The sequence below is a fragment of the Vibrio sp. 10N.286.48.B8 genome (assembly GCF_003050085.1).
GTDB lineage: Bacteria > Pseudomonadota > Gammaproteobacteria > Enterobacterales > Vibrionaceae > Vibrio > Vibrio crassostreae.
The window spans coordinates 79,321-104,675 of the sequence record NZ_PIGD01000012.1 but is presented as its reverse complement, the minus strand read 5'-3'; the positions used below and the strand labels follow the sequence as shown (position 1 = coordinate 104,675).

Sequence of the window (25,355 nt, the reverse complement as noted above, 5' to 3'; positions counted from 1 at the left end):
TGTCATGAAATTGTCAGGGATTAGGCTAGTCTTGGCTATGTCTGTTGCTGCTTTGATCAGGGTGGCTTTGACTGTGACCAATCAGCATACGATATATTCAATGGTTGGCATGATTTGGGACGTTATATACCACCCATTATGGGGCGCTGTTCGATATTTTGTTTTTCCTGAAAATCGACGGCTTTTCGGAGATAAATAGAAAATCAAAAATGTGAGTCAGCTCAAACTATGATTTGGCTAGGTTATCACTCACTTAATGGCCAGTAATTGCAATCAATACTTGCAGTTAAAGCCCTGAACAAGTAACGTTGCGACGTTTTTCACATTAAGAAGGTAATGGCATTGATCTCCACAGCAAATATCACCCAACAATTCGGCGCTAAGCCACTTTTCGAAAATATTTCAGTTAAGTTCGGCGAAGGCAACCGCTACGGTTTAATCGGCGCGAATGGCTGTGGTAAATCGACGTTCATGAAGATCCTATCTGGTGAACTTGAGCCAAGTGCTGGTAACGTAAGCTACGATCCTAACGAGCGCGTTGCTAAGCTAAACCAAGACCAATTTGCTTACGAAGAATTCACGGTAATCGACACGGTTATCATGGGTCACAAAGAGCTTTGGGCTATTAAGCAAGAGCGTGACCGCATTTACTCTTTGCCAGAAATGAGCGAAGAAGACGGCATGAAAGTAGCCGACCTTGAAGTTCAGTTCGCTGAAATGGACGGCTACATGGCAGAAGCGAAAGCGGGTGAGCTTCTTCTTGCAGTAGGTATTGAAGAATCAATGCACTTCGGTCTGATGAGCGAAGTAGCACCGGGTTGGAAGCTTCGTGTTCTATTGTCTCAAGTACTGTTTGCAGACCCGCATATCATGCTTCTTGACGAACCAACGAACAACCTGGATATGGACACCATCAAGTGGTTGGAAGATACGCTAAACCAACGTAACTGCACAATGATCATCATTTCGCACGACCGTCACTTCCTAAACTCTGTTTGTACACACATGGCTGACCTTGATTACGGCGAACTTCGTCTATTCCCAGGTAACTATGATGAGTACATGACGGCAGCGACTCAAGCTCGTGAGCGTCTATTGTCTGACAACGCTAAGAAGAAAGCACAAATTGCTGAACTTCAAACGTTCGTATCTCGTTTCTCTGCTAACGCATCGAAAGCGAAGCAAGCAACGTCTCGTGCTAAGCAGATCGATAAAATCCAACTAGACGAAGTTAAAGCGTCTAGCCGTCAAAACCCATTCATCCGTTTCGAACAGTCTAAAGAGCTATTCCGTAACGCACTTGTGGTTGAAAACCTATCTCAAGGTTTTGAAGAAGACCTATACAACAAGTTCGACGGTATCTTCGAAGTAGGTGAGCGTGTTGCTATCATCGGTGAAAACGGTGTAGGTAAAACAACACTACTTAACACACTAGCTGGCGCACTAGAGCCACGCACTGGTGAGTACAAGTGGTCTGAAAACTCAAACATCGGTTACTACGCTCAAGATCACGCACATGACTTCGAACAAGACATGAACCTGTTTGATTGGATGAGCCAATGGCGCCAAGAAGGCGAAGACGAGCAAGTTGTTCGTGGCTTCCTAGGTCGTATGCTATTTGGTCAAGACGACATTAAGAAATCTGTAAAGGTTATCTCTGGTGGTGAGCAAGGTCGTATGCTTCTTGGTAAGATCATGATGCATAAACCAAACATCCTTCTAATGGATGAGCCAACGAACCACATGGATATGGAATCTATCGAAGCGCTTAACCTGGCTCTTGAGAACTACAAAGGCACATTGTTCTTCGTATCTCACGACCGTGTATTCGTAGACTCGCTTGCAACTCGTATCCTTGAAATCAAAGATGGCAAGATCAACGATTTCCGCGGCACTTACGCTGAGTTCTTGAAAGCACGCGGCTAATACCGTGTAGTGAGAGCTGATACGTAATAACACGTTAGTACGTATTCAAAATTAGAAAGGCCTCTATCTTAGCAATCAGATAGAGGCCTTTTGTTTTTCCATACCACACGAATCAACTAGCTTGCGCTAATCACTAATACTTAAACTGCGCGACAATCTTCTCTAGCTTCACACTCACACTCGAGACTTGTTCACTGCAACGTACCGACCCAGAAACCACAGTATAGGTGTCACTAGCAAGGTGAGCGATATCAGTAATGTTTCGGTCAATCTCAACAGAAACCATCGATTGCTCTTCAGACGCTGTTGAGATCTGGCTGTTTAAGTCGAACATCTCGCCAACTTGGAAGTGTATTCCTTCTATCGCATTCACCACGTCTTTGGTTTGGTTTTTCACCAACTCAGTTTGTTCTAAGCTTGCCGTCATCTTAGCGACGGTCTTGTCTATCCCAGTGGTTAAACCATGAATCGTGGATTCTATTTGATGAGTTGAATCGTTGGTCATTAGTGAAAGCTCTCGTACTTCGGATGCTACCACAGCGAAACCTCGTCCATGATCGCCAGCACGCGCCGCTTCAATCGCAGCATTAAGTGCCAATAGATTAGTTTGCTCAGCAATACCTTGAATGGTCGTCACCACCTGATTGATTTCACGGCTCTGTTCTTCAAGCTGAACGATGAGATCCTGAGACTCTGCAATGTTTTCTACTAAGACATTAATACTGTCGTTGGTTGATTGTGTCTTTTGTAGCGCTTGATGGGCATTTTCTTTGATCTTCTCGGCATTGGTTGCGGCATTTTCGATATTCGCCGTCACCTCATTACTCGTCATCACTAACTCGTTGACTGCCGTCGCTACCGATTCAGATTGCTGCTTTTGTTTCTCTGCATTGCTCATACTTTTAACTGCCGCTTCTTCAGAACTGCATGAACTGTCTGTCAGCACCGTCATCACGCCGGATAGCTCTTTGATGTTGCCGTGCAGTTTATTGATGAAGGTATCGAACGAGTGAGCAAGTTGAGCCAGTTCGTCGTTACCTTTGGCGTTCATTCTGACAGTTAAGTCTCCATCTCCATTTGCAATAGACTCCATCATCACGTTTATCGCTTTGATACGACCCAGGATGTTGCGACCGATGAACCCCAATAATAGAGAAAGCAGAGCGACGATAGCGGCACCAAACAGATGTAACATGTTTTGTGTGTTTTTAACTGCAGCTGTAATCGCTTGGCTTATCTCATTCTGCACTTCTTCAATGGCTTGTTCCGTTTGATGAACATTGCTACGTAAGGCGCCTCTAAGCCCCAACTCTGCAGACAAACCTAGATTGCTGTTAGCAACTAACAGAGTTTCAACCGCGGCCTTATATTCGGAATAGGCTTGTTCAGTCGCAATCGAAGTTTGGGAGTAGGGTTCAAACTCAACAAGAGCATTGGTTAACGCTGCATTCGTTTGGCTATTAATATGTGCGAGGTAATGGAAGTCTTTTTCGATCAACTCTAACAACGCAAGTTCCAGTGCCAAACTTGATTCTGATTCGATTGTTGATTTCAGCGCTGTTCTTTTTCCATCGAGGGTTGCGACAAAGCCTAAAGGTGGGGTTGTGCGTTCAATGTCGTTCACTTGATTGACGATCTGATGGAACTGTTTCTGGTACTGATGAAGGGTATCGGAGATTTTGGTCATTTGATCGGTAAGGTGAAGCTCGTGCGAGGTTAGAGTTTGGTTCAACGTCACCAATCTTTGATTCAATGTGTCGGCAGTTTTATCGAAACGCTCTGCGTATTTTTGATCGTGTCGAGACAAGAAGTCTTTCTCATGTCGCCTAAGCGTTAATAAATCGACTGAGCTTCTAAGGTTTTCGGTCGCAGCGAGCTCCAGTGATTCCAATTTGTTTAGGCTGAGCTGCTCGTAGATGGCATAGATAAAAACAGAAATAAACAGGGTGAGGTTGATTAAAATAAACTTACTGCGAATAGAAAGAGACAGCAAACGATGCTGAGGTTCCGATGGATTGTTCATGGTTAACTCCCTTTAAGCCAGTGACGTTGATATTCATATTTATTTTGTAATTAACAGATATATTAAAATGATGAATATGTAACTAATAGCCTATAGGGTTGTTAAAGCAAGGTCCGTTGATGGAGAAAGCTACTTAATCGATGATATGCACCAACTTAACTATTATTAACTTAGCCATTTGAGACGCCGACTTTGCTAGCGAAGACGGGGGTAAGCACGTGAGATTAGATGCGAAAAGAAAAAGTCCTCATTAACACTCATGTCAGCAATCTTTGAGATCACAGGCATCGCATTAAGTAAGGACTTTCAGTTATTTTAATTAGTTAGCTTACTATTTAGTTAACAGTTGCTACGCTCCGTTTTATCCGTTTTGATCATCGAGAAAATCGGTGTGCTCCAGCCATAGAGCATTAATGATTCCAAACGCGCAGGCTAGCAACACGCCAAGTACCCAACATAAATACCACATAGGTTATCCTCCTATTTCATCTTTAATTAATACAGTGACGAGCTGTTATCATGAATGTATTGACTGTCTAATCGACCGAACATTTTGTAGTAACACCAAATTGTGTAACCCAAAATAATTGGCACCACGATAACTGCCACAACCGAGATAATGCTCAGTGTTAACTCACTCGATGTTCCGTCCCACAGCGTTAAGCTATGCGATGGCATCAAGCTAGATGGCATGATCATTGGGAATAGAGCTACGCCCGCTGTCGTTATGATGCTTGCGATTGATAAGCTCGAAGAAGCAAAGGCTAAGCCAGCGCGGTTAAGTCGAGTCATCACTGCACAACTCAGCATTCCGATGATGCCTAGCGCAGGGATTCCCCAAAGTACCGGATAGTTTTCGTAGTTATGTAGCAGTAAGTCATCAAACTTCACTACATGTTTTAACAATGGGTTTGAAACACCATCGGTCACAACTGGGCTAGTAATCAGGTAACCCGGAAGTGTATATGCGTATAGCCCACCAACAATAAACAGACCTACAGTCACAAGCGCCATACATACGATCACTTTCTGGGCTCGTTGTTTTAAATCACCCGTCGTTTTCATCTGTAGGAATGCCGCGCCTTGCGTGACAACCATCGCCAAGCTCACCAAGCCACATAGTAGTGGGAAGGGCGTGAGTAGATCCCAGAAACCACCTTGGTATGACATCATTAGCAATTCGTTAAATTCAAACGGAACGCCAATCATCAAGTTACCGAAACCAACACCAAAGATAACCGGAGGAATGAAACCACTGACGATAAGCGCAATATCACAGGCTTTCTTCCATTTCGGGTTGTCGATCTTAGCGCGGTAATCCATACCGAGTGGTCTTAACCACAAGGTCGCCAACACTAAAATCATGGCTAAATAGAACCCAGAGAACGCAGCCGCGTAGATTGCAGGCCATATCGCGAAGATCGCGCCACCCGCGGTCACCAACCACACTTGGTTACCGTCCCAGTGAGGGGCAATCGAGTTAATCATGATTCGTCGATGAACTTCTGACTTCCCTAAAACTGGGAGCAACGCCGCAACGCCCATGTCGAAACCATCGGTAATGATAAAACCGATCAACAACACACCAATAACTGCCCATGTAAACAGGCGAAGATTTTCGTAATCAAACATCTGAATTCCTTAATGAAGGTCGATAGTTTTATCTAGCTGACGCGGTGTGTTTTGCTCACCTGTAATGGCTAGATCTTGGTTTGATTGCTCATGATGATAGCGACCCGTCTTCAGTGCGCTCGGGCCCATTTTTGCAAACTTAACCATCAGGAACATTTCTACAATTAAGAACGCGGTGTAGAACAAGTAAACCAGGCCGATAGAGATCCACAGACTTGAAACGGGTAGATTAGAAGCCGCCATATTGACTGGAAGGATTTCGCCAATTGCCCAAGGCTGACGACCATACTCAGCGACAAACCAACCCGCTTCACAAGCAATCCAAGGAAGTGGGATCGCACATATTGTTGCTTTCAGTAACCAACGATTGGTACCAATCTTACGGCGACAAATTTGTACGAATGAAAGACCAATGATGGCAAACATCAAGACGCCACACACCACCATGATGCGGAAGCTCCAGAATAGAGGGGCTACCGTTGGGATCGTGTCTTTGGCTGCTTGTTTGATCTGTTGTTCTGTTGCATCCACCACGTTATCGCTGTATTTCTTAACCAGTAAGCCATAACCTAGGTCATGTTTAACCGATTCAAAATCATCGATATTTTGTTGTGATTTATCACCAGAGCGTAGTTTTTCTAATAGTCCATAAGCCAAGATACCGCTGCGCACACGTTCTTCATTTTTTGCTAATAGATCATGAATCCCGACAACTGGCGTATCCAAAGAACGCGTTGCGATAATACCCATCACGTATGGGATCTTAATCGCGTAGTCCGTCTCCATGGTTTCTTGGTTTGGGAACCCGAACAATGTAAATGATGCAGGGGCTTCTTCGGTGTGCCATTCAGCTTCGATAGCCGCTAGCTTCACCTGTTGAACATCACCCAACTCATAACCAGATTCATCACCTAGCATTACTGTCGACACAATCGCAGCCATACCAAAAGCACTTGCGACTGCAAATGAACGACGAGCGAACGGTAAATCACGCCCTTTAAGCATGTAGTAAGCACTGATACCCATAATAAATAGCGCGCCGGTTGTGTAACCCGCCGCAACGGTATGCACGAACTTCACTTGAGTCACTGGGTTGAAGATCACCTCAACGAAGTCAGTCATCTCCATACGCATGGTTTCGAAGTTAAACTCTGCACCCACTGGGTTTTGCATCCAGCCATTGGCCATCAGAATCCAAAGACCAGAGAAGTTCGAACCTAGAGCCGTCAACCACGTTACCGATAAGTGCTGACGCTTAGAGAGCTTGTCCCAACCGAAGAAGAACATACCGACTAAGGTTGATTCCAAGAAAAACGCAACAAGCGCTTCAATCGCCAGTGGGGCACCAAATATGTCGCCCACATAGTGCGAGTAATATGCCCAGTTGGTGCCGAACTGGAATTCCATGGTTAGGCCGGTAGCAACACCGACAGCAAAGTTAATACCAAACAATTTACCCCAGAACTTGGTCATGTCCTTGTAGATGGTTTTGTTGGTCATGACATACAGCGATTCCATCACTGCGAGTAAGAAGGAGAGACCTATAGTTAGGGGGACGAATATAAAGTGATAAAGAGCGGTACTTGCGAATTGAAACCGCGACAGATCAACGACATCTGTAAGCATAAAAACTCCTTCCCGCCACGAGTGTGACGGGTAAGATAATGGAAAATAAGATGATAATTAGAGAGAACTAATTAAAGGTTTTACATGTAGCTGTGTGAAAAGAATCGATTACCAACGAAGTGCTTTGTTTTGTTTTTTAGAGAACTGTTTACGTAGCCAGTAATCTGCACTCACGTAACGACCACCGCCGTAAACAAGCAGTACTAACAGCATCACGAAGTAAGTGCCTGCGAATTCCATACCGTTGTTGAGCATTACCGGGTCGCCAAGTTCTGTGATGTAGTTGTAACGACCTGGGAAGTTAACCGCGAGCCATTCGATGAAGCCGTTAAGTCGAACGGTTGCTTCCATACCACCAGTCGCAATCGCATCCCAACCGTGTTTCCAGTGAACCATTGCACTCGCGACGCTCATCATGAAAATCATTGGAATCGAGATAAAGCGAGTAAACAGGCCTAGCGCGATACAGATACAACCTAATACTTCGGTCGCTGCCGCTAGGAATGCCAGTAGCTCTGGGAAGGGAAGGTTAAGACCACCATCGGCGGTTGATGCACCGAACCAAGCGACCGTCCCAGCGAAGCCGAGCACTTTTGAGTGTGCACCAACATAAATCACCGGAATAAGGTACAGACGTACGGCAAGCAGAGCTAGATAATCGAACTGTTTGCATTTCTCGACAATAGTGTCGTACCAGCTGAGGGCTGACTTAATCATAATTTTTCTCCTAAAGAGTGAACGCCAATCAGTTCTGTTTCACTGAAGTGTTCAACCCAATTAATAAACTCGAATCTCGCCAATTGTTGAGCAATTATTTGTTTTATATCGGCTAAAGAACGATTTGGTCGTTGTTGGATTATTTGGATAATCGCAACATCAATTTCTCTTAGTTTTATCGTGTTGACGCGTTGGTCTGAGTCGCGATAAATCGCGTAATAAATTGAGTGTCGCCTTTGTGTTAGAAACGTCAGTGAATCACCATGAACAAGGAAAGGTACCTGTACGAGCTTCATCATACTATTGACTAACAAGCCCAATTGAAGCTGTTGTTCATCGATACAAAAGTCACCCGTCCACGACATCGGCAATACTTGCTTTGAAGAGTCAATTTCAACGCAAAAGGCACACCATTCGAACTCCAATACAGCCAATTGATCGTCTGTAAGTTGATGGGTGGCAGTCAAACTAGAGATATACATTGGCTGAGCGCGACGCTGAACAAAGCTGACAAACTCAGTCGCGATATGATGAAACTCCGGCTCTGAGGCGTAATGCACGACAACAAACTCATCAACCAATATCAGTAGTTGGCCTTGGTCGACTTGCTGACAAAACAGCGGAAATGTGTTGTTCAATACACCAAATACGTTATCTCTAATGAATTCGCTGTATCGGCACACCGCGTTGCCTTCAAGTGGCGAACGTATTAATGCAGCCAAAGCTTGTGTTTGCCTTACCATTGAGTTTGGCGGATTATGCATATAACAACTCCTGTTCAAGAGGGCGATGACTTACACCAGTATCTAGAACCTGACTATGCACACCTCGTAACTCTTCTGTCAGTACAACCAAAGGCGGTACGTTGTTATCTCTTTCTAGCAATAACGGTTTACTGCCATGAATAGAGATGGTGTAACGTGCCAAGTCAATAACAGCTTGCTGTACTTCCATGCCGTGGGTATCAATCAGCGACTTGTTACCTTTAATCGATTTATCACTTTCAACCGACCTGTCGTTTTCAACTAAATGCCCTGCAATGTGGTAATAGCGAATAGCATCACTCGGCAAAGCTTTAAGCATTTGAGCTGCATCAAAGTGGTGGTTCTGACTGTTCACGTAGAGATTATTGATGTCGACCAACAACTCACAGCCACTGCGCTTTGCTATTTCAGCGATAAACTCACCCTCAGGCATCTCATCTCCGTAATTGTGGTAATAAGAGATGTTCTCCATGACCAAAGGACGTTGAATGATGTCTTGGACTTGCTTGATTCTGTCCGCTAAATAGTCGATGTTTTCTGCGCGGCGTGGCACGGGTAACAGTTCATACAAGTACCCTTGATTGTCTCTAGAGAAGCTCAAGTGCTCGCTATAGACTTCGATATTCAATTCATCGAGAAACTGACCAACCTGACGTACAAACTTTGTGTTAAGTGGCTGGCAATCGCCAATAGACAAACTTAAACCGTGTGCAATCAAGGGGTAGAGCTTAGATATATCTTGTAATTGCTCACGCTTAAGTCCACCCAAGCTCATCCAGTTCTCTGGTGCTAACTCGAGAAAATCAATATCAGGGTGCTTTGGGGAACGAGCGAGCAGTTCAATGTGCTCACCGCGTAGCCCAATGCCTTTGTCTGTATTCTGAATGGTTCGCACTTTATGGTTTAACTCTCTGCTTTTAGGGACTCGGTCATTTGATGCTAAAGCTTTGGTTTTTAAAGCCTTATTTTTTATAGCTTTAGTTTTATGCGTTTCTACTGGCCACATACTCCACCTGTCACCTTGCTATTTGCCATTAAGATGCGTTCTTTACTTGGCGAGATACCTTCAGCTGTTAAGCCACATTTCCCGTCACGAGCTCGAACTAAACGGTCTTGTGGGTTACTGGTCAGTTCCGCTTTTTCGAAACGTTTTTCGGTACCACATTTACCTGCGGCACATTTACCACCGTGTCCTGAAGATTGTCTAGCTTCAACAGGGGCTTCGGCAGGTGCATCAGCAAACGCCATTGCAGAGTTAAGACTAATCACAGACGTGATCGCGATTGATAGGGCGATTTTGTTGTTCATGTTATTTCTCCTTTACAGCGGACATAGGGAAGCTGGCTAAATCACGACCGGACATGATTGGTCCGTCGTAGTATTCGCGTACGATTTTGATCGATTCAGATTTACGCTTAAGGCCTAGACCCATCCAGTGGTTAAGTACCAACATTTTTGGATTAATCTCTTTAGCAATCTCACCAATCACGGAAGGCTTAGCGTGCATAAATGTAGAGACACCATCGGCTTGTTCATGAATCGCCATTGGCATCATCATGATGTCGGCGCCGCGAGCGAAGTCTAAGAACGCAGGGTTGCTACCGTTTTGGTCAGCTGAAATCACCATCACGCCTTCTTCACTTTCAATTCGGTAAGCGAGACAAGGCACATCACCATGAGGAATACCCAGAGCAGTGATCTTCAAACCATCTTTTTCATAAACAACGGTTGGCACTGTGGATTGATAGTCAACATCGGTAAGATTGACTGGGAATAGACCATCGGTTCCATCGTATAAGCCAGCAAGATAAGCGTATGCGCCATGGTCTGGGTCAAAATTCGCTTCGAAGTAACCGTTGAGGCTTGGGAACGCAGAACCTGCGGTTGGACCTGAAATCTCCAACGCCTTTTCGCGTTCAAAGAAATAGCCACCTTTAAGAAGAGCAGGCATGTCATTGACGTGATCGGTATGGAAGTGAGTAATACCCATAAAATCTAGGTCTTCAAGTTTTGCACCCGCTTGACCGAAACGTAGGTAAACACCGCCACCGGCATCAATCATGATTCGTGATTTGCCTTTCCACCATACGATTTCACCTGAGGATGCACGTAGGTCATCCGAGATAGGACCACCTGAACCCAGTATTTGTAATGTAAAGTCAGTATCGACCGGCTTAAGTTCAATTGCGTGACAGTTGGCGCCCAAGGTCAATCCAAGAGCAATTGCTAAAGCTTTTAAAGGCTGTTTCATATTGTTATCCAATTCTTTTTTCTTATGTGTTTTCTTCGAAGTGAGCATTCAAAGAAGTGAAACTTTCACCAAGCAGCACAATAAGTGCGTGCTTCGTTCTGTTCACGGAGCACAAGATAAAGAATTGTTAACGTTTGGTATATCTAGTAATTTTGAAATTAACGTTAAGTAAAACTAAACAGTAATATTGAGCGCGTTCTGTTGCTGAAATAACGTGCAGAAAGGGTGGTAACAGCGAACTGGCTGTAAAAATTATGCGAATAAAATGATGGAGCAAGGAGAGGGAATGATAAGGAGACTAAATCGAATAGAGGACACAAAAGAAAAAGGTGCAAGCCTTCGCCTACACCTTATATGAGTTCATCTGAAAATTGGCTTTAGATAGCACTTGCCTTTAGAAAAGTTTGTCTTTAAAGAACTTGTTCGCCTTTCACATCAAAGTCGATCTTGTCTGCGCCTGTAAACACTTGGAAGCGTAAACCTTTTGCGCGTGCAATAGTGGTGATGCCGAATTTCTGAGCCAAGTCTAAGCCCATTTGAGTTACACCAGAACGTGATAACAGAACAGGGATACCCATCTGAGCAACCTTAATCACCATCTCAGACGTTAAACGGCCTGTGGTATAGAAGATCTTATCTTCACCTGACTCTTTGTTAAGCCACATCTCACCAGCCAATGTATCAACGGCATTGTGTCGGCCAACATCTTCAACAAACGATAGAACCTTGTCGTCTTTACAAACCGCACAGCCGTGCACCGCGCCTGCTTTCTTGTAGGTATCGTTATAATGAGTCAGCGCTTCAAGCGCTGTGTAGATTTCAGATTGTTTAATCTTAGTTTGAGGCACTTGGTAATCTTCCAATTGCTTCATCACGTTGCCATACATGGTGCCTTGACCACAGCCAGACGTTACTGTCTTCTTCTTCAATGCTTGTTCAAGTTGGCTCGTGTCTTCTTTGGTGATAACCGCTGCAGAACTGGTTTCCCAATCGATAATGATAGATTCAATAGCTTCTGGATCAGACAGAAAGCTTTGGTTCTTCAAATAGCCTAATACTAATGACTCAGGACGAGAACCCAATGTCATCAACGTTACGATCTCTTTCCAGTTCAACATCACGGTAAGAGGGCGCTCACACGCGATTTGTTTCGTTAGCTTTTCGCCATATTCATCAAACACTTCAACTTCGATTGTCTGAAGTGGGTTCTCACTGGTTTTTATTATGTTTGGTTTTACCACAGTCATTTCCTACTTAATGAGATAGCGATTTTATGAGATAAGAAGTCAACAAGAGCAATAAGGCTCTCATTCATCAATGCGCTAGTTTGTTAGTTCGCTATAGCTTAGGTTTCGATTAACGTTATCGAGCGCGCCATAGCTCTGAGAATACATAGCTCTGTGAATAACATTAGCGAATTAGCTAAAGCAAATCTTATTCCAAAATAACGGGGATTGATGGAAACAGGAAGCATTAGATTAAAATAGCGCAAAATATGAGAGTTCACTGGGTCGAGTTGTCTGAAATAACCAGTATCGACTAACGTTATAATGACAACTTGATAACGAACGCTATAGATACGCTCTCGTAGGTAATCCGTATTGGCGTGTTTATTGCTTTATGGGGTGTATATGATTGCGCACAGTACAAAATGTCCTAAGTGCATTCAGACCAAAGAAAATCAATTGGGTGAAGTATGTCTGAGATAAAAGAATTCCAAGAACAATATGAAAAAACAGAAGCAGCTTGGCCAATCGGTGTCCAAAGAATAGAGAAAGAGATCCAAACAGGTATCTGGGTAACGACGCAATGGGAATTGACGGGATTTGAACTGTCGCCAGAAGACGATGCCCAAGACGTTTGTTTACTCCAATTACATAAAGACGAGCGTACAGACTATCGTTTCAACCTAAGCTCTCAGCAACCTAAGCTTTTCTTAGTAATGGATAATGTTGATTCTGGCGTTAAGCCCGTCATTCAGTTACTTACAGCATCACAAACCGTTGCAGGGCAATACATGGACGGTGACAACCAAGTCCTTTCATACGACATTCCATTGCCTGTACAAGCTTGGATGGAAGCGTTCATCGGTCGTCATGGCGAGTTATTAGAAGCAAGACGTAAGAAACGTAAAGGCGCGGGTCGATCAAATGGCAACTAATTTTTTTAGCCGTTGGTCTCAACGAAAGCTTGATGAATCAACCGACCAACCATTAGAAACGCAACAAACGCTTGAGGAAACTGAGCTTACTTCCACTGAAGCTTCGACTGCTGCTTCATCTATAGACGCAGAAACATCGGAGTCAATAGAGCGTGAGACTTTAGAAAATGAGTCTCCAGAACACAATGAACACGCTCACGCTATTGACTCTCAGGAGATAGCATCAGAAACGACTGAAGACTTGTCTGTTGCTCAATTATTGGTGTCAGAAGCCTCAGAAAGCGTAAAAAAAGCGGCATTGCGTAAATTATTCCTCTCAGAAGAGTTCAACGTTCGTGATGGTTTAGATGATTACGACGACGATTACAGTAATTTGAAGTCTCTTTCTGAAGGGGTAGCGGAAACCTTGCGTGATTGGGTCAAAGACAAAACGGAAGAAGAAACTGCACAAGAAGAAGAGCAACTCATTGATAATAAAGACGAAGATGAGGTTTTAGAAAATTCTGAAAGCGATCTTGAGGTATCTGATCATGAATTTGAAACGTCAGAAAGTGCCGAAATAACCGAACAAGAAAAAGAACTGTATAAAAAAACAGTGTCAGATGATAACGCTACAATGTCAGAAGAAGCTGACCTGAAAGAGATGGGACAAAATATACCACACAAAGAATAGGTACATTTTGACTAAACACTCAATGAGCCGCTTGCGACAAAATGTCCCAAGCGGTTTTTTTATACGCACAATAAACGCTATAAATCATTAAACTACTGATATATAGGGATTATTAAACTGGCATGGCATTTGCTAAATAACGTTCATTATCAACTTTTTTGTAGATAGACGAGTTCATGGTCTGACGAACGGCACACTGGCTAAAGGGTTAGTTGTTAACGGATTACTCAGCAAGTTCTCTATCGCTTACTACAATGAAAGTTGAACAGATTATCCATGTCCAAAGATGGAACTGAGCAATGCTTAAACAATTATTAGAACAAGCAACTTCAAATAACGCTAAAGCAAGACTGTATGCATTTGAAAATACAGTTGAGTTAACAAATCTGATTCCACCTACTGTTAGCTACGAAAGCGGTGGTAATACTCTTGTTATTGGTCCAACTGCGATCATTGAAAGTGCTGCGGCGCAATTACCTCAATTGACGAGCCTAACCTTATTGTCGACAGACGGCGAAAAGGGCACAAACCCAGAACTGTATTTCGCGAATTCGGTTCAAGTCTCCGGTTTCCTTGGCACGTTTGAAGTTGTGATCGAAAGTAAAGGCACATCAAGCAACTTGGCGAAAATCGCGATTAATCACGATTGTTTCGATGTTGTTCTAGACCTATGTCTGAATAGCTGCATGACAGAAGAAGTGCCTGTACCAGGTTATTACCCAGTGGGCCGAGGCTATCCAAAACTGGCCGAAGCACTGGAAGAGATTCCAACGCTAATGGGCACATTTGATAAGCCTAAGTTCTTCCGTTTAGACACTGACCTTTGTGCGCACAGTTCTCGTGGCGTAAAAGGGTGTGAACGTTGTGTTGACGCTTGTCCTGCTGGCGCACTATCAAGTGAAGGCTCAGACAAAACAGGTCACAAGATCGAGATTAACCCTTATCTATGTCAAGGCGTAGGAACTTGTGCAACAAGCTGTCCTACAGAAGCGATTACCTATGCGCTTCCAAACCCTGACGATACTCAAAAGTTCATTGAACGTACGCTAGCTAACTATGAACATGCGGGCGGTCTGGATCCAATCGTACTTATCTGTAGCTCTCGTCATGAGACTTACAATGTAATGGCGCTAAAAGCACTACCAGATAACGTTATTCCAATCGTGGTTGAAGAACTGCCTTCTATTGGTATTGATACTTGGTTTGCAGCGCTAGTGAATGGGGCGACTCAGGTTCTGTTTGCTGCCTCTCGTTTTATGCCAGAGACGATCATTCGTGTTCTGAATAACGAAGTCGGGATTGCTCAAGAGCTACTAGACCAAATCGGTGTTCCAAAAGAAACCATCGATATCCTGTATTTAGAGTCTCTACGTGAAGGGCCTCCAACACTGTGCGTTGATTCTTTCGACCTTGCACTTGGCGATCTTCAAGGCAACAAACGTCAACGTCTATTCACTGCACTCGATGCTATGTCTTCATCTCGCATTCCTGTCGAGAATATCGTTGAACTTCCTTCGAATGCGCCATATGGCACGGTTTCGTGTGAAAGCAAAGATTGTACTTTGTGTATGAGTTGTGTGTCTGTGTGTCCGACACGTGCACTTCATACCGACGGGGCTTCTCCATCACTTAAATTTGTAGAACAAGACTGTATTCAATGTGGCTTGTGTGAAAAGGCATGTCCTGAAAATGTTCTGACTCTTACGCCTCGTATGAACTGGGTAAAAGAAGAACGTCAGAAAGCGGTTGTGATTCATGAAGAGAAAGCTGCGGAATGTGTACGTTGCCATAAACCATTCGCACCTCAGTCTATGATCGACATGTTACAGAACAAGTTACGCGGTCACTCTCACTTTTCAGATGAAGCAGCGATCAATCGTATTGCTATGTGTGAGGACTGTCGTGTGGTGGATATGTTCGATTCAATGGCGCAAGACCCATTGAAACAATTGAAATACTAGGAGTTAGCCTTGGAAACTAATTTGGATCAGGCACAAGAACAGACACTAAGAACTGAGATCTATTTGGTTCTATCTGCACTGTTTCGTAGCGCACCTTCTGAAGAGGTGATCGACTTTCTAAAAACGCTAGATATTGAAGCGTCTGAAAGTGCAATGCAAAAAGCTTGGATTGCTATTCAACAAGCGGCAACAGAATCAAATCGCGAAGCGTTAGAAGACGAATATCAAGATCTGTTCATTGGCATTGGCCGTGGAGAGATTGTTCCATTTGGTTCTTGGCATCGCACTGGCGCCATGATGGAAAAACCATTAGCAGAGATTCGTCATGATTTAGAGCTTTTAGGCATTGAACGTGATGATCAAGTAAAAGAGCCAGAAGATCATATTGCGGCATTGTGTGAAGTAATGGCAATGCTAACCGGTGAAGAAGAAGCCCTGCAACAAGTGGTTTTCAATAAGCACCTTGGTCCTTGGTTCAACTCTTTTACACGTCAGCTTGAAAGTGCAGAAAGTGCCAACTTCTACAAATCGGCCGCTCAGCTGTGTGAAGCATTTTTAACGTTAGAACAAGTGCGTTTTAGCGTTAATACAAAAAGCAGTAAGCATAAATTAAAGATTGATGTGAAAAACGTCACTGATTACGAGTAATCGAGCAGTACGCGATTATATCGATAGAGGGGCATTAAGCCTCCAAAAGATCTACCGTAAGGTAAGGAAGCAATGATGAAAGATAATAAAGAAATAAACACAAGCCGTAGGGACTTACTCAAAGGCTTAACGACTGCAGCCGTAGCTGGTGCCGTTGTCGCTGGTACAACGAAAGTGGCAACTGCTTCAGAAACGGTTGAAATGCCGAAAGAAGACATGAAGAAGACGGGCTATCGTGAAACGCAACACATTCGCGATTACTACGACACGCTTTAGGAGATAACGGATGAAACTTGTCAAACGCTCCGATAGTGTGAGCAAAGAAACCAATCAGCTAGGCGTGTCTCGACGTGCCTTCATGAAAAACACTTCATTAGCTGCTGGTGGCGCAGTGGTAGGCGCAAGTCTATTCGCACCGGGCATAATGAAGAAAGCACAGGCTAAATCAGTCGATCCAGAAGCGAAAACAGAAGTGAAACGTACTATCTGTTCTCACTGTTCTGTAGGTTGCGGTATCTACGCTGAAGTTCAAAACGGTGTTTGGACAGGTCAAGAACCTGCATTCGATCACCCATTCAACGCTGGTGGACACTGTGCGAAAGGTGCAGCTCTACGTGAGCACGGCCACGGTGAACGTCGTCTTAAGTACCCAATGAAATTGGAAGGCGGTAAGTGGAAGAAGCTTTCTTGGGAACAAGCGATTGAAGAGATCGGTAACAAAGCGCTAGAACTTCGTAAAGAGTCTGGCCCTGATTCGGTTTACTTCCTAGGTAGTGCAAAGCACAGCAACGAGCAAGCTTACGCATTCCGTAAGATGGCGTCGCTTTGGGGAACGAACAACGTTGACCACCAAGCGCGTATTTGTCACTCAACCACAGTAGCCGGTGTTGCAAACACTTGGGGTTACGGTGCAATGACCAACTCGTTCAATGATATGCACAACTGTAAGTCGATGCTGTTCATTGGTTCAAACCCAGCAGAAGCTCACCCAGTGGCAATGCAACACATCCTAATCGCGAAAGAGAAGAACAACTGTAAGATCGTTGTTGCGGATCCTCGTCGTACACGTACTGCTGCTAAATCTGATCACTATGTATCACTTCGCCCAGGTTCAGACGTTGCGTTTATCTGGGGTGTGTTATGGCATGTCTTTGCTAACAAATGGGAAGACCAAGAATTCATCCGCCAACGTGTATTCGGCATGGACGAGATCCGTGAAGAAGTCGCGAAGTGGAGCCCAGCAGAAGTTGAACGTGTAACAGGCGTAAGCGAAGAAGACGTTTACCACACAGCGAAACTGCTTTCTGAAAACCGTCCGGGTTGTATCGTTTGGTGTATGGGTGGTACTCAACACACCACAGGTAACAACAACACACGTGCTTACTGTGTACTTGAGCTTGCGCTAGGTAACATCGGTAAATCAGGCGGCGGTGCAAACATCTTCCGTGGTCACGATAACGTACAGGGTGCAACTGACCTTGGCGTACTTTCTGACACACTTCCAGGCTACTACGGCTTGTCTGAAGGCTCTTGGCGTCACTGGTCGAAAGTTTGGGATATCGACTTTGATTGGATCAAAGGCCGTTTCGACGACAACGCATACGGCGGTCAAAAACCAATGAACAGTGCAGGTATTCCTGTCTCTCGTTGGGTTGATGGTGTACTTGAAGACAAAGACAAGATTCGTCAACGCGAAAACATCCGCGCGATGTTCTACTGGGGTCACGCAGTGAACTCTCAAACTCGTGGTCCAGAGATGAAGAAAGCGATGCAGAAGCTGGATATGATGGTTATTGTTGACCCATACCCAACGGTTGCAGCGGTAATGAATGATCGTACTGACGGCGTTTACCTGCTACCAGCGACGACTCAGTTTGAAACCTACGGCAGTGTAACGGCATCGAACCGTTCTCTACAGTGGCGTGACAAGGTGGTAGATCCTCTGTTCGAATCTAAGCCTGACCACGAAATCATGTACCTTCTTTCTAAGAAGCTTGGTTTCTCTGATCAGCTGTTCAAAAACATCCGTGTTGAGAACAACCAACCATTGATTGAAGACATTACTCGTGAATTCAACAAAGGTATGTGGACGATCGGTTACACAGGTCAAAGCCCAGAACGTTTGAAAGAGCACCAACAGAACTGGCATACATTCCACAAAACGTCTCTGGAAGCAGAGGGCGGGCCTGCAAATGGTGAGACTTACGGTCTTCCTTGGCCATGTTGGGGTACGCCAGAAATGAAACACCCAGGCACACATATCCTTTACGATACGTCTAAGACTGTCGCTGAAGGTGGTGGTAACTTCCGCACTCGTTTCGGTGTTGAGTTTGAAGGTCAAAACCTACTGGCTGAAGACAGCTACTCGAAAGGCAGCGAAATCAAAGATGGCTACCCTGAGTTCAGTGACAAACTACTGAAACAACTGGGTTGGTGGGATGACCTAACAGCAGAAGAGAAAGCCTCTGCTGAAGGTAAAAACTGGAAGACCGACGTTTCTGGCGGTATTCAACGTGTGGCTATCAAGCACGGTTGTATCCCGTTTGGTAATGCAAAAGCGCGTGCGATTGTTTGGACATTCCCAGACCGCGTGCCACTGCACCGTGAGCCGCTTTACACACCACGTCGCGACCTAGTTGCTGACTACCCAACATGGGATGACAAAGAGGCGATCTTCCGTGTACCTACGCTTTACAAGTCGATTCAAGAGCAAGACAAATCTGGTGAATACCCGATTATCCTGACTTCTGGTCGTCTGGTTGAGTACGAAGGTGGTGGTGAAGAGACACGTTCTAACCCTTGGCTAGCAGAACTTCAACAAGAGATGTTCGTTGAAGTGAACCCGAAAGACGCGAACGACATCGGCTTTAAAGACGGTGATGATGTTTGGGTTGAGGGTGCTGAGAAGGGCCGAATTAAGGTGAAAGCGATGGTTACACGTCGTGTGAAACCGGGGCTGGCATTCATCCCATTCCACTTCGGTGGTAAGTTCCAAGGCGAAGATTTGCGTTCTAAATACCCAGAAGGCACTGATCCTTACGTTATTGGTGAAGCTGCTAACACAGCAACCACATACGGTTACGACCCTGTCACGTTGATGCAGGAAACGAAAGTAACCCTTTGTAATATTCGTAAAGCGTAAGGAGTCTTAAAATGGCTAGAATGAAATTTCTTTGTGACACCAAGCGTTGTATCGAATGTAACGGTTGTGTCACTGCATGTAAGAATGAAAATGATGATGCTCTGGAATGGGGTATTCAACGTCGTCGCGTTGTAACACTGAACGACGGTGAACCGGGTGAAAACTCTATCTCAGTAGCGTGTATGCACTGTACTGATGCGCCTTGTATGGCAGTTTGTCCTGCAGACTGTTTTGAACATACAGAAGACGGCATCGTACTTCACAATAAAGATCTTTGTATCGGTTGTGGTTACTGCTTGTTTGCTTGTCCGTTTGGCGCACCTCAATTCCCTAAACAGGAAGCGTTTGGTGAGCGCGGTAAGATGGACAAATGTACCTTCTGTGCTGGCGGCCCAGAAACAGAGCCAGGTTCTGTTGAGGAGCGTCAAAAGTACGGTGCGAACCGTATTGCAGAAGGCAAACTGCCAATGTGTGCTTCGCTTTGTTCAACCAAAGCACTGCTAGCGGGTGACGCAGAGAAAGTTTCTGATGTTTTCCGTCAGCGTGTAGTTGAACGTGGTGCGAAAGGTGCAGGTTGGACAGACGGCAACGACCTTTCTTACGATGCGACTAAGAGCTAAGTAGGAGAGACATATGCTTACAATGTTTAAGCGTCTCTTCCTTGTTGTGCTGCCTATGTTGGCAGCACTAACAATGCTTTCTCCTATGAGTCATGCATCTGAGACGAACTCATCACAAACTCAATCGAGCTCTGCTCAACGAGAAATCACTCAACTTGCTGGTGCCGATTTTTGGCGACAAGTAAGAAATGGTGAAGAAGGTTACACCACATCTCAATCGGCTGAACACGGTGTGTTAATCAGTACTCCAGGTCAGACGTGGTACATATTGAAAGAGAAGTGGATGTCACCAGCCGGTGCCGTCGCTATCTTTGGCAGTATTGCTTTCGTGACTTTGATGTACGTTGTGATTGGACCGCTAATGCTAAGCGCACCAAGAACAGGTCGTAAGATCAAACGTTGGTCTCGACTTGATCGTGCATTGCACTGGAGCATGGCGTTTACCTTCTTAACACTGGCATTCAGTGGTTTGATGTTGGTTTACGGTAAACACTTCTTGAAACCTTATATCCCAACGGATCTATGGGGCTTCATTGTTCTACTGGCTAAGCAATACCACAACTACATCGGACCGATTTTCTATGTGCTGTTGATGGCTGTTCTGATCAAGTGGTGGCGCAAGTCTATCTTTAAGATGGTCGATATCCAGTGGTTCATGAAACTGGGTGGCATGGTAGGGAAACATAAAGGTTCTCACCCATCTGCAGAGTTCTCGAACGCGGGTGAAAAAGCACTGTTCTGGCTATTGATTGTTATGGGTAGTGTGGCTGCGATCAGTGGCTTGGTTTTAGACTTCCCAATCTTCGGTCAAACGCGTCGAGATATGGAGCTTTCAAACCTAGTCCATATGTTAGCTGCTTTGATCCTTATCTGTGGTTTCGTGTTCCACATCTACATCGGCTTGTTCGGTATGGAAGGGGCACTAGAAGGCATGGTAACAGGCGAAGTTGATGAGACTTGGGCTAAAGAGCACCATGACCTTTGGTACAAAGAAGTGATGGAACAAGAGAAAAACGGCGTTGAGCAAAGCGCTAACGCAGCAACAGAGAAAACGGAAGGGGTGAATAAGAATGAACAAACCTCATAAAGGTATTTGGGTCGCTTACATACTAAGCTGCTTTACACCATTTACTTGCCTTCTCTCTGGTGTGGTTGCCATCATCTACGCGGGCTATCGTTTAGATAAAGGCGAAGACGGGGAAGTAGTGGATACCCATTACTACGGACTGATTCGCTCGTTCTTCTTGAACCTGACGTTCTTCGTGGTGCTTATCGTAACGGTAGCGACCTCTAATGGCGTGTTAATCGGTGTGAACGATTACTGGTATCAAAACCATATTATCGATGACATCGCTTACTACATTCCATATGTAGGCATGTTGTTCGGTGGTGTTGCGATTGTGGTTTGGTTTATCCGTATGTATCAAGGCATGCAGCGTTTAAGTCAAAACCTACCGCAAAGCCCGTCGACAGGGCCAAACCTGTAACGCTAACACGTTAACGACATATCTAAAGAAAGCCCAGTGATTCAAATTCACTGGGCTTTTTGTTTTTAGGCTATGGAACAGTAAATTGTTGTCAGCCGCTCTCTGTATCAGAACCTACTTATTGGCCGCTTCAATATGGTGCAACTCCCTTATTTGGTGCAATTGTCGTGGTTGTTTTTTCAATTTTTAATAACCATAAAAGTGCACGTAAATATTTAGACCCTAATAATCAACGACTTAAAATTAAAATCTGTTGCACGAAAATTACCCTTAACACTTGGAACACATCTTGCGTTTACTGTTGAGTCTTTAATTAATTACAACATTGAATCGCACGATATCAGTGCAAATCAGATAAAGCGAAGGAGAATGCTTTAATGAGTGAAACGGTGACTCAAGTTCATAGTGCAGTACAAACCCTTACCCAAAGTTCAGATACTTTATTCCTACTACTTGGCGCAATCATGGTCTTCCTGATGCATGCAGGCTTTGCTTTTCTCGAAGTCGGTACCGTGCGAAAGAAAAACCAAGTAAACGCGCTGGTTAAAATCCTTTCCGACTTTGGTGTCTCCGCCATCGCTTATTTCTTTATCGGTTACTGGGTTGCTTACGGTGCACACTTTTTTGCCGATGCTGAAACGCTCTCACAAGGTAATGGTTACGAACTGGTTAAGTTCTTCTTCCTAATGACCTTCGCAGCCGCAATTCCTGCGATTGTTTCTGGTGGTATCGCAGAGCGTGCACGTTTCTATCCAATTTTGATCGCAACGTTATTTACCGTTGGTTTCATCTACCCATTTTTCGAAGGCATCATTTGGAACGGTAACTTTGGTTTCCAAGATTGGCTAGAAGGCCTGTTTGGCTATGGTTTCCATGACTTCGCAGGCTCGGTAGTGGTTCACGGTGTCGGCGGTTGGATTGCATTGGTTGCGGTTTACTTCTTAGGGATGCGTAAAGGTCGCATCCGCGCGGGTAAGCACACTAACTTCGCACCATCGAACATTCCATTTTTAGCACTAGGTTCTTGGATCTTATGTGTGGGTTGGTTTGGCTTTAACGTGATGTCTGCACAAGCAATCAACGGCATCAGCGGCCTAGTGGCGATGAACTCACTGATGGCAATGGTTGGCGGTATTCTTGCGGCGCTTGTTGCTGGTAAGAATGACCCGGGCTTTATCCATAATGGTCCTTTGGCTGGCTTAGTAGCAATTTGTGCAGGTTCAGACTTAATGCACCCATTAGGCGCTTTGGTGACAGGCGGTGTGGCAGGCGCGTTGTTCGTTTACTTGTTCACGTACATGCAAAACAAAACACAGATTGATGATGTATTGGGTGTATGGCCTCTGCATGGTGTATGTGGCGCTTGGGGTGGCATTGCAGCGGGTATCTTCGGTTCGCAAACATTCTGGGGCTTAGGCGGTGTGAGCTTTGCTTCTCAAGTGGTTGGTACACTGGCGGGTATTGCTGTTGCTCTGATTGGTGCTTTGATTGTTTACGGCGTGCTCAGCAAGCTAACTGGCCTACGTTTAAGTGAAGAAGATGAGTTCAACGGTGCGGATCTTTCAATCCATAAGATCTCATCTATCAACGAAGACTAACGTCGTTCACTTTGATGGGTTTAGGCTCATCAAGTAGGCATCAGTTAAACAGAACTAAGCGGCTTCGGTCGCTTTTTTTGTTTCAGTGAAAAGCAAAACGGAGAGTTTGCGTAACAACGGCAGCACCCATCAAGCGAGTTATGTCACAAATAGCCAATGAATTCAGTTGCCTAAGACTATGGTCTAATCCCTAAAACTATTGTTGGAATTTGAACAGTGCTAAGCTGTTACAAAGTGACATATTGAAAAGGACGTTGTATGCATTTCCCATATCGAAATATCGTAATTCTTACTGGCGCTGGCATCTCTGCGGAGTCGGGGATACAAACATTCCGAGCACAAGACGGGCTATGGGAAAACCATAAAATCGAAGATGTCGCCACTCCAGAAGGGTTTGCTAAAGATCCCGACTTGGTTCAAGCATTCTATAACAAGCGTCGCCATGGTTTACAAGGTGAGGGCATTCATCCAAACTCAGCCCACAAGGCGCTAGGTGAGCTTGAAGACAAACTTGATGGTAAAGTAACAATCATCACTCAGAACATCGACAACCTGCACGAGAGAGGCGGTAGTAACAACATTATCCACATGCACGGTGAACTTCTAAAAGCACGTTGCAGTGAATCGAATCAAGTTATCGAATATAAAGGTGACATTGAAACTGGTGAACTTTGTCACTGTTGTCAAATTCCAGCGCAAATGCGTCCTCATATTGTGTGGTTTGGCGAAATGCCATTAAGAATGGGTGACATCTATTCAGCACTCGAAGAAGCCGATCTCTTTATCTCTATCGGAACTTCAGGTGTTGTTTATCCAGCTGCAGGCTTTGTTCATGATGCAAAAATGCATGGTGCGCACACAATAGAGATCAATCTAGAACCAAGCGCGGTTGAAAGTGAGTTTGAAGAGAAACGTTACGGTAAGGCGAGTATCGAGGTACCTAAACTAGTCGGGGAATTGTTATGTTCAGAGAAAGGTTCTTTAACGGCCTAAGCCTTGTCTTTGATAAAGCACATCAGTTTCTGAATCTGAAAAAAATAAAGCGGCTTACGCCGCTTTATTTACTTAACTGATTAACTAACAATAACTTAGTTGTTCACTTTAAGTTTTTGGAAGTACTCGTCATAAATGACGCTCGCTTCACCAACTTCATCTTGCCATACACCGTTATCCATCGCTGCTTGTGGTGGGAAAACGTTCTTGTCTTCAGCAAATTCTTTTGGAAGAAGAGGGTAAGCGGTTTTTACTGGAGTCGGGTAGCCGATCTCTAGAGCAATTTTCGCTGCGTTCTCTGGGCGAAGAAGGAAATCGATCATCTTATGAGCCGCTTCGATGTTCTTAGCACCAGATGGAATCGCTAGGCTGTCCATCCAGAAGATAGCGCCTTTCTCCGGCCAGATAATGTCAATCGTTGCACCTTCTTGGCGTGCCATGTAAGCAGAGCCATTCCAAAGCATACCAAGTGACACTTCACCCGCTAGGTAAGGGTTCGCAGGGAAGTCTGAGTTAAATACCAATACGTTTGGCATCAGCTTACGAAGTTCTTCGTACGCTTCTTTGATTTCTTCTGGGTTGGTTGTGTTTGGAGAGTAACCCAGTTTAGATAAAGCGATATGGAAAACCTCACGAGAGTCATCCATCATCATCAACTGACCTTCCCACTGTGTATCCCACAGGTCGCCCCAGTTTTTCACTGAAGACTTGTCTAGCATATCTGAGTTGATACCAATGCCCGTTGCACCCCAAATGTATGGGATTGAGTAGTTGTTGCTTGGGTCAAATGGCTTATCTAAGTAATTTGGATCCAAATCAGCAAAGTGGCTTAGCTTAGTTTTATCAAGCTCTTGAAGCATGCCTTCTTTACGCATCTTAGAAACGAAGTAAGTAGAAGGAACCACTAAGTCATAACCCGTACCTTGAGTTTTTAACTTAGCGTACATGCTTTCGTTAGACTCATAAGTAGAGTAATAAACCTTAATGCCCGTCTCTTTTGTGAAGTCTTCTAATACTTCATTTGGGATATATTCAGACCAGTTGTAAAAATACAGTTCTTGGTCAGCTGCGAAAGAGGGTGTAGAAAGTAAAGTAGCAGCACACAATGCGCCGGTATACAGTGTTTTTTTCAT

At 44.6% G+C, this 25,355-nt stretch carries 23 protein-coding genes; 12 read left to right on the top strand and 11 right to left on the bottom strand.

The annotated features are described in order from the left end of the window. Window positions 1-342: 342 nt before the first annotated feature. A complete protein-coding gene (locus CWO08_RS14880) occupies window positions 343-1,926 on the top strand; it encodes an ABC-F family ATPase (protein ID WP_050650342.1) in 1,584 nt (527 codons plus the stop codon). Between the two features lie 133 nt (window positions 1,927-2,059). Here the strand turns inward: CWO08_RS14880 and CWO08_RS14875 are convergent, their stop codons facing one another. The 10 genes from CWO08_RS14875 to fdhD all read right to left on the bottom strand — a co-directional run bounded on the left by CWO08_RS14875 (window position 2,060) and on the right by fdhD (window position 12,180). Beyond that, entirely contained in the window at window positions 2,060-3,949 is a 1,890-nt protein-coding gene (locus CWO08_RS14875) for a methyl-accepting chemotaxis protein (protein ID WP_108020694.1), read from the bottom strand. Between the two features lie 361 nt (window positions 3,950-4,310). Next, window positions 4,311-4,418, bottom strand: a complete 108-nt coding sequence (gene cydX / locus CWO08_RS14870) for a cytochrome bd-I oxidase subunit CydX (protein ID WP_102431939.1) — start codon at window positions 4,416-4,418, stop codon at window positions 4,311-4,313. A gap of 26 nt (window positions 4,419-4,444) precedes the next feature. Next, window positions 4,445-5,581: a cytochrome d ubiquinol oxidase subunit II gene (gene cydB / locus CWO08_RS14865; protein WP_108020693.1), complete on the bottom strand. Its 1,137-nt coding sequence runs from the start codon at window positions 5,579-5,581 to the stop codon at window positions 4,445-4,447. Between the two features lie 9 nt (window positions 5,582-5,590). After that, window positions 5,591-7,207 (bottom strand): cytochrome ubiquinol oxidase subunit I, encoded by a 1,617-nt coding sequence (locus CWO08_RS14860; protein ID WP_102431937.1) that lies wholly within the window; start codon window positions 7,205-7,207, stop codon window positions 5,591-5,593. Window positions 7,208-7,315: 108 nt separating this feature from the next. Continuing rightward, window positions 7,316-7,924, bottom strand: a complete 609-nt coding sequence (locus CWO08_RS14855; protein WP_107899225.1) for a DoxX family protein — start codon at window positions 7,922-7,924, stop codon at window positions 7,316-7,318. Next, on the bottom strand, window positions 7,921-8,688 hold the full coding sequence (locus CWO08_RS14850; protein ID WP_108020692.1) for a putative DNA-binding domain-containing protein: 768 nt from the start codon (window positions 8,686-8,688) through the stop codon (window positions 7,921-7,923). Before CWO08_RS14850 ends, CWO08_RS14855 begins: the two co-directional genes overlap by 4 nt. After that, entirely contained in the window at window positions 8,681-9,583 is a 903-nt protein-coding gene (locus CWO08_RS14845; RefSeq protein ID WP_108020721.1) for a DUF692 domain-containing protein, read from the bottom strand. Before CWO08_RS14845 ends, CWO08_RS14850 begins: the two co-directional genes overlap by 8 nt. Window positions 9,584-9,681: 98 nt before the next feature. After that, window positions 9,682-9,996, bottom strand: a complete 315-nt coding sequence (locus CWO08_RS14840; protein ID WP_108020691.1) for a hypothetical protein — start codon at window positions 9,994-9,996, stop codon at window positions 9,682-9,684. Between the two features lies 1 nt (window position 9,997). Beyond that, entirely contained in the window at window positions 9,998-10,939 is a 942-nt protein-coding gene (locus CWO08_RS14835; RefSeq protein WP_107899226.1) for an MBL fold metallo-hydrolase, read from the bottom strand. 410 nt (window positions 10,940-11,349) lie between these two features. Next, window positions 11,350-12,180, bottom strand: a complete 831-nt coding sequence (fdhD, locus tag CWO08_RS14830; protein WP_102431975.1) for a formate dehydrogenase accessory sulfurtransferase FdhD — start codon at window positions 12,178-12,180, stop codon at window positions 11,350-11,352. Between the two features lie 455 nt (window positions 12,181-12,635). Here fdhD and CWO08_RS14825 point away from each other — a divergent pair, with 455 nt between their 5' ends. The 11 genes from CWO08_RS14825 to cobB all read left to right on the top strand — a co-directional run bounded on the left by CWO08_RS14825 (window position 12,636) and on the right by cobB (window position 24,222). After that, window positions 12,636-13,100 carry a DUF3305 domain-containing protein gene (locus CWO08_RS14825; protein ID WP_108020690.1) on the top strand — a complete coding sequence of 155 codons (465 nt, stop codon included), beginning with the start codon at window positions 12,636-12,638 and terminating at the stop codon, window positions 13,098-13,100. Next, window positions 13,090-13,773, top strand: a complete 684-nt coding sequence (locus CWO08_RS14820) for a DUF3306 domain-containing protein (RefSeq protein WP_108020689.1) — start codon at window positions 13,090-13,092, stop codon at window positions 13,771-13,773. The genes CWO08_RS14825 and CWO08_RS14820 overlap by 11 nt, the downstream gene beginning before the upstream one ends. Window positions 13,774-14,072: 299 nt before the next feature. Next, complete coding sequence (locus tag CWO08_RS14815) at window positions 14,073-15,734, top strand: 4Fe-4S dicluster domain-containing protein (protein ID WP_108020688.1); 1,662 nt, start codon at window positions 14,073-14,075, stop codon at window positions 15,732-15,734. A gap of 9 nt (window positions 15,735-15,743) precedes the next feature. Continuing rightward, window positions 15,744-16,382 (top strand): molecular chaperone, encoded by a 639-nt coding sequence (locus CWO08_RS14810; RefSeq protein WP_108020687.1) that lies wholly within the window; start codon window positions 15,744-15,746, stop codon window positions 16,380-16,382. Window positions 16,383-16,457: 75 nt separating this feature from the next. Then, a complete protein-coding gene (locus CWO08_RS14805; RefSeq protein ID WP_004733728.1) occupies window positions 16,458-16,658 on the top strand; it encodes a twin-arginine translocation signal domain-containing protein in 201 nt (66 codons plus the stop codon). A gap of 10 nt (window positions 16,659-16,668) precedes the next feature. Continuing rightward, window positions 16,669-19,524, top strand: coding sequence for a formate dehydrogenase subunit alpha (locus CWO08_RS14800; RefSeq protein WP_108020686.1), 2,856 nt, complete (start codon window positions 16,669-16,671; stop codon window positions 19,522-19,524). A gap of 11 nt (window positions 19,525-19,535) precedes the next feature. Further along, complete coding sequence (gene fdh3B, locus CWO08_RS14795) at window positions 19,536-20,144, top strand: formate dehydrogenase FDH3 subunit beta (RefSeq protein ID WP_004742271.1); 609 nt, start codon at window positions 19,536-19,538, stop codon at window positions 20,142-20,144. A 13-nt stretch (window positions 20,145-20,157) separates the two neighbouring features. Next, window positions 20,158-21,231: a formate dehydrogenase subunit gamma gene (locus CWO08_RS14790; protein ID WP_012603931.1), complete on the top strand. Its 1,074-nt coding sequence runs from the start codon at window positions 20,158-20,160 to the stop codon at window positions 21,229-21,231. Then, complete coding sequence (locus tag CWO08_RS14785; protein ID WP_055318798.1) at window positions 21,215-21,631, top strand: hypothetical protein; 417 nt, start codon at window positions 21,215-21,217, stop codon at window positions 21,629-21,631. Before CWO08_RS14790 ends, CWO08_RS14785 begins: the two co-directional genes overlap by 17 nt. 377 nt (window positions 21,632-22,008) lie before the next feature. Continuing rightward, window positions 22,009-23,229 carry an ammonium transporter gene (locus CWO08_RS14780; RefSeq protein ID WP_108020685.1) on the top strand — a complete coding sequence of 407 codons (1,221 nt, stop codon included), beginning with the start codon at window positions 22,009-22,011 and terminating at the stop codon, window positions 23,227-23,229. 258 nt (window positions 23,230-23,487) lie between these two features. Then, window positions 23,488-24,222, top strand: coding sequence for a Sir2 family NAD+-dependent deacetylase (gene cobB, locus CWO08_RS14775; protein ID WP_102431930.1), 735 nt, complete (start codon window positions 23,488-23,490; stop codon window positions 24,220-24,222). 95 nt (window positions 24,223-24,317) lie between these two features. Here cobB and CWO08_RS14770 read toward each other — a convergent pair whose 3' ends face one another. Then, a complete protein-coding gene (locus CWO08_RS14770; protein WP_108020684.1) occupies window positions 24,318-25,355 on the bottom strand; it encodes an extracellular solute-binding protein in 1,038 nt (345 codons plus the stop codon).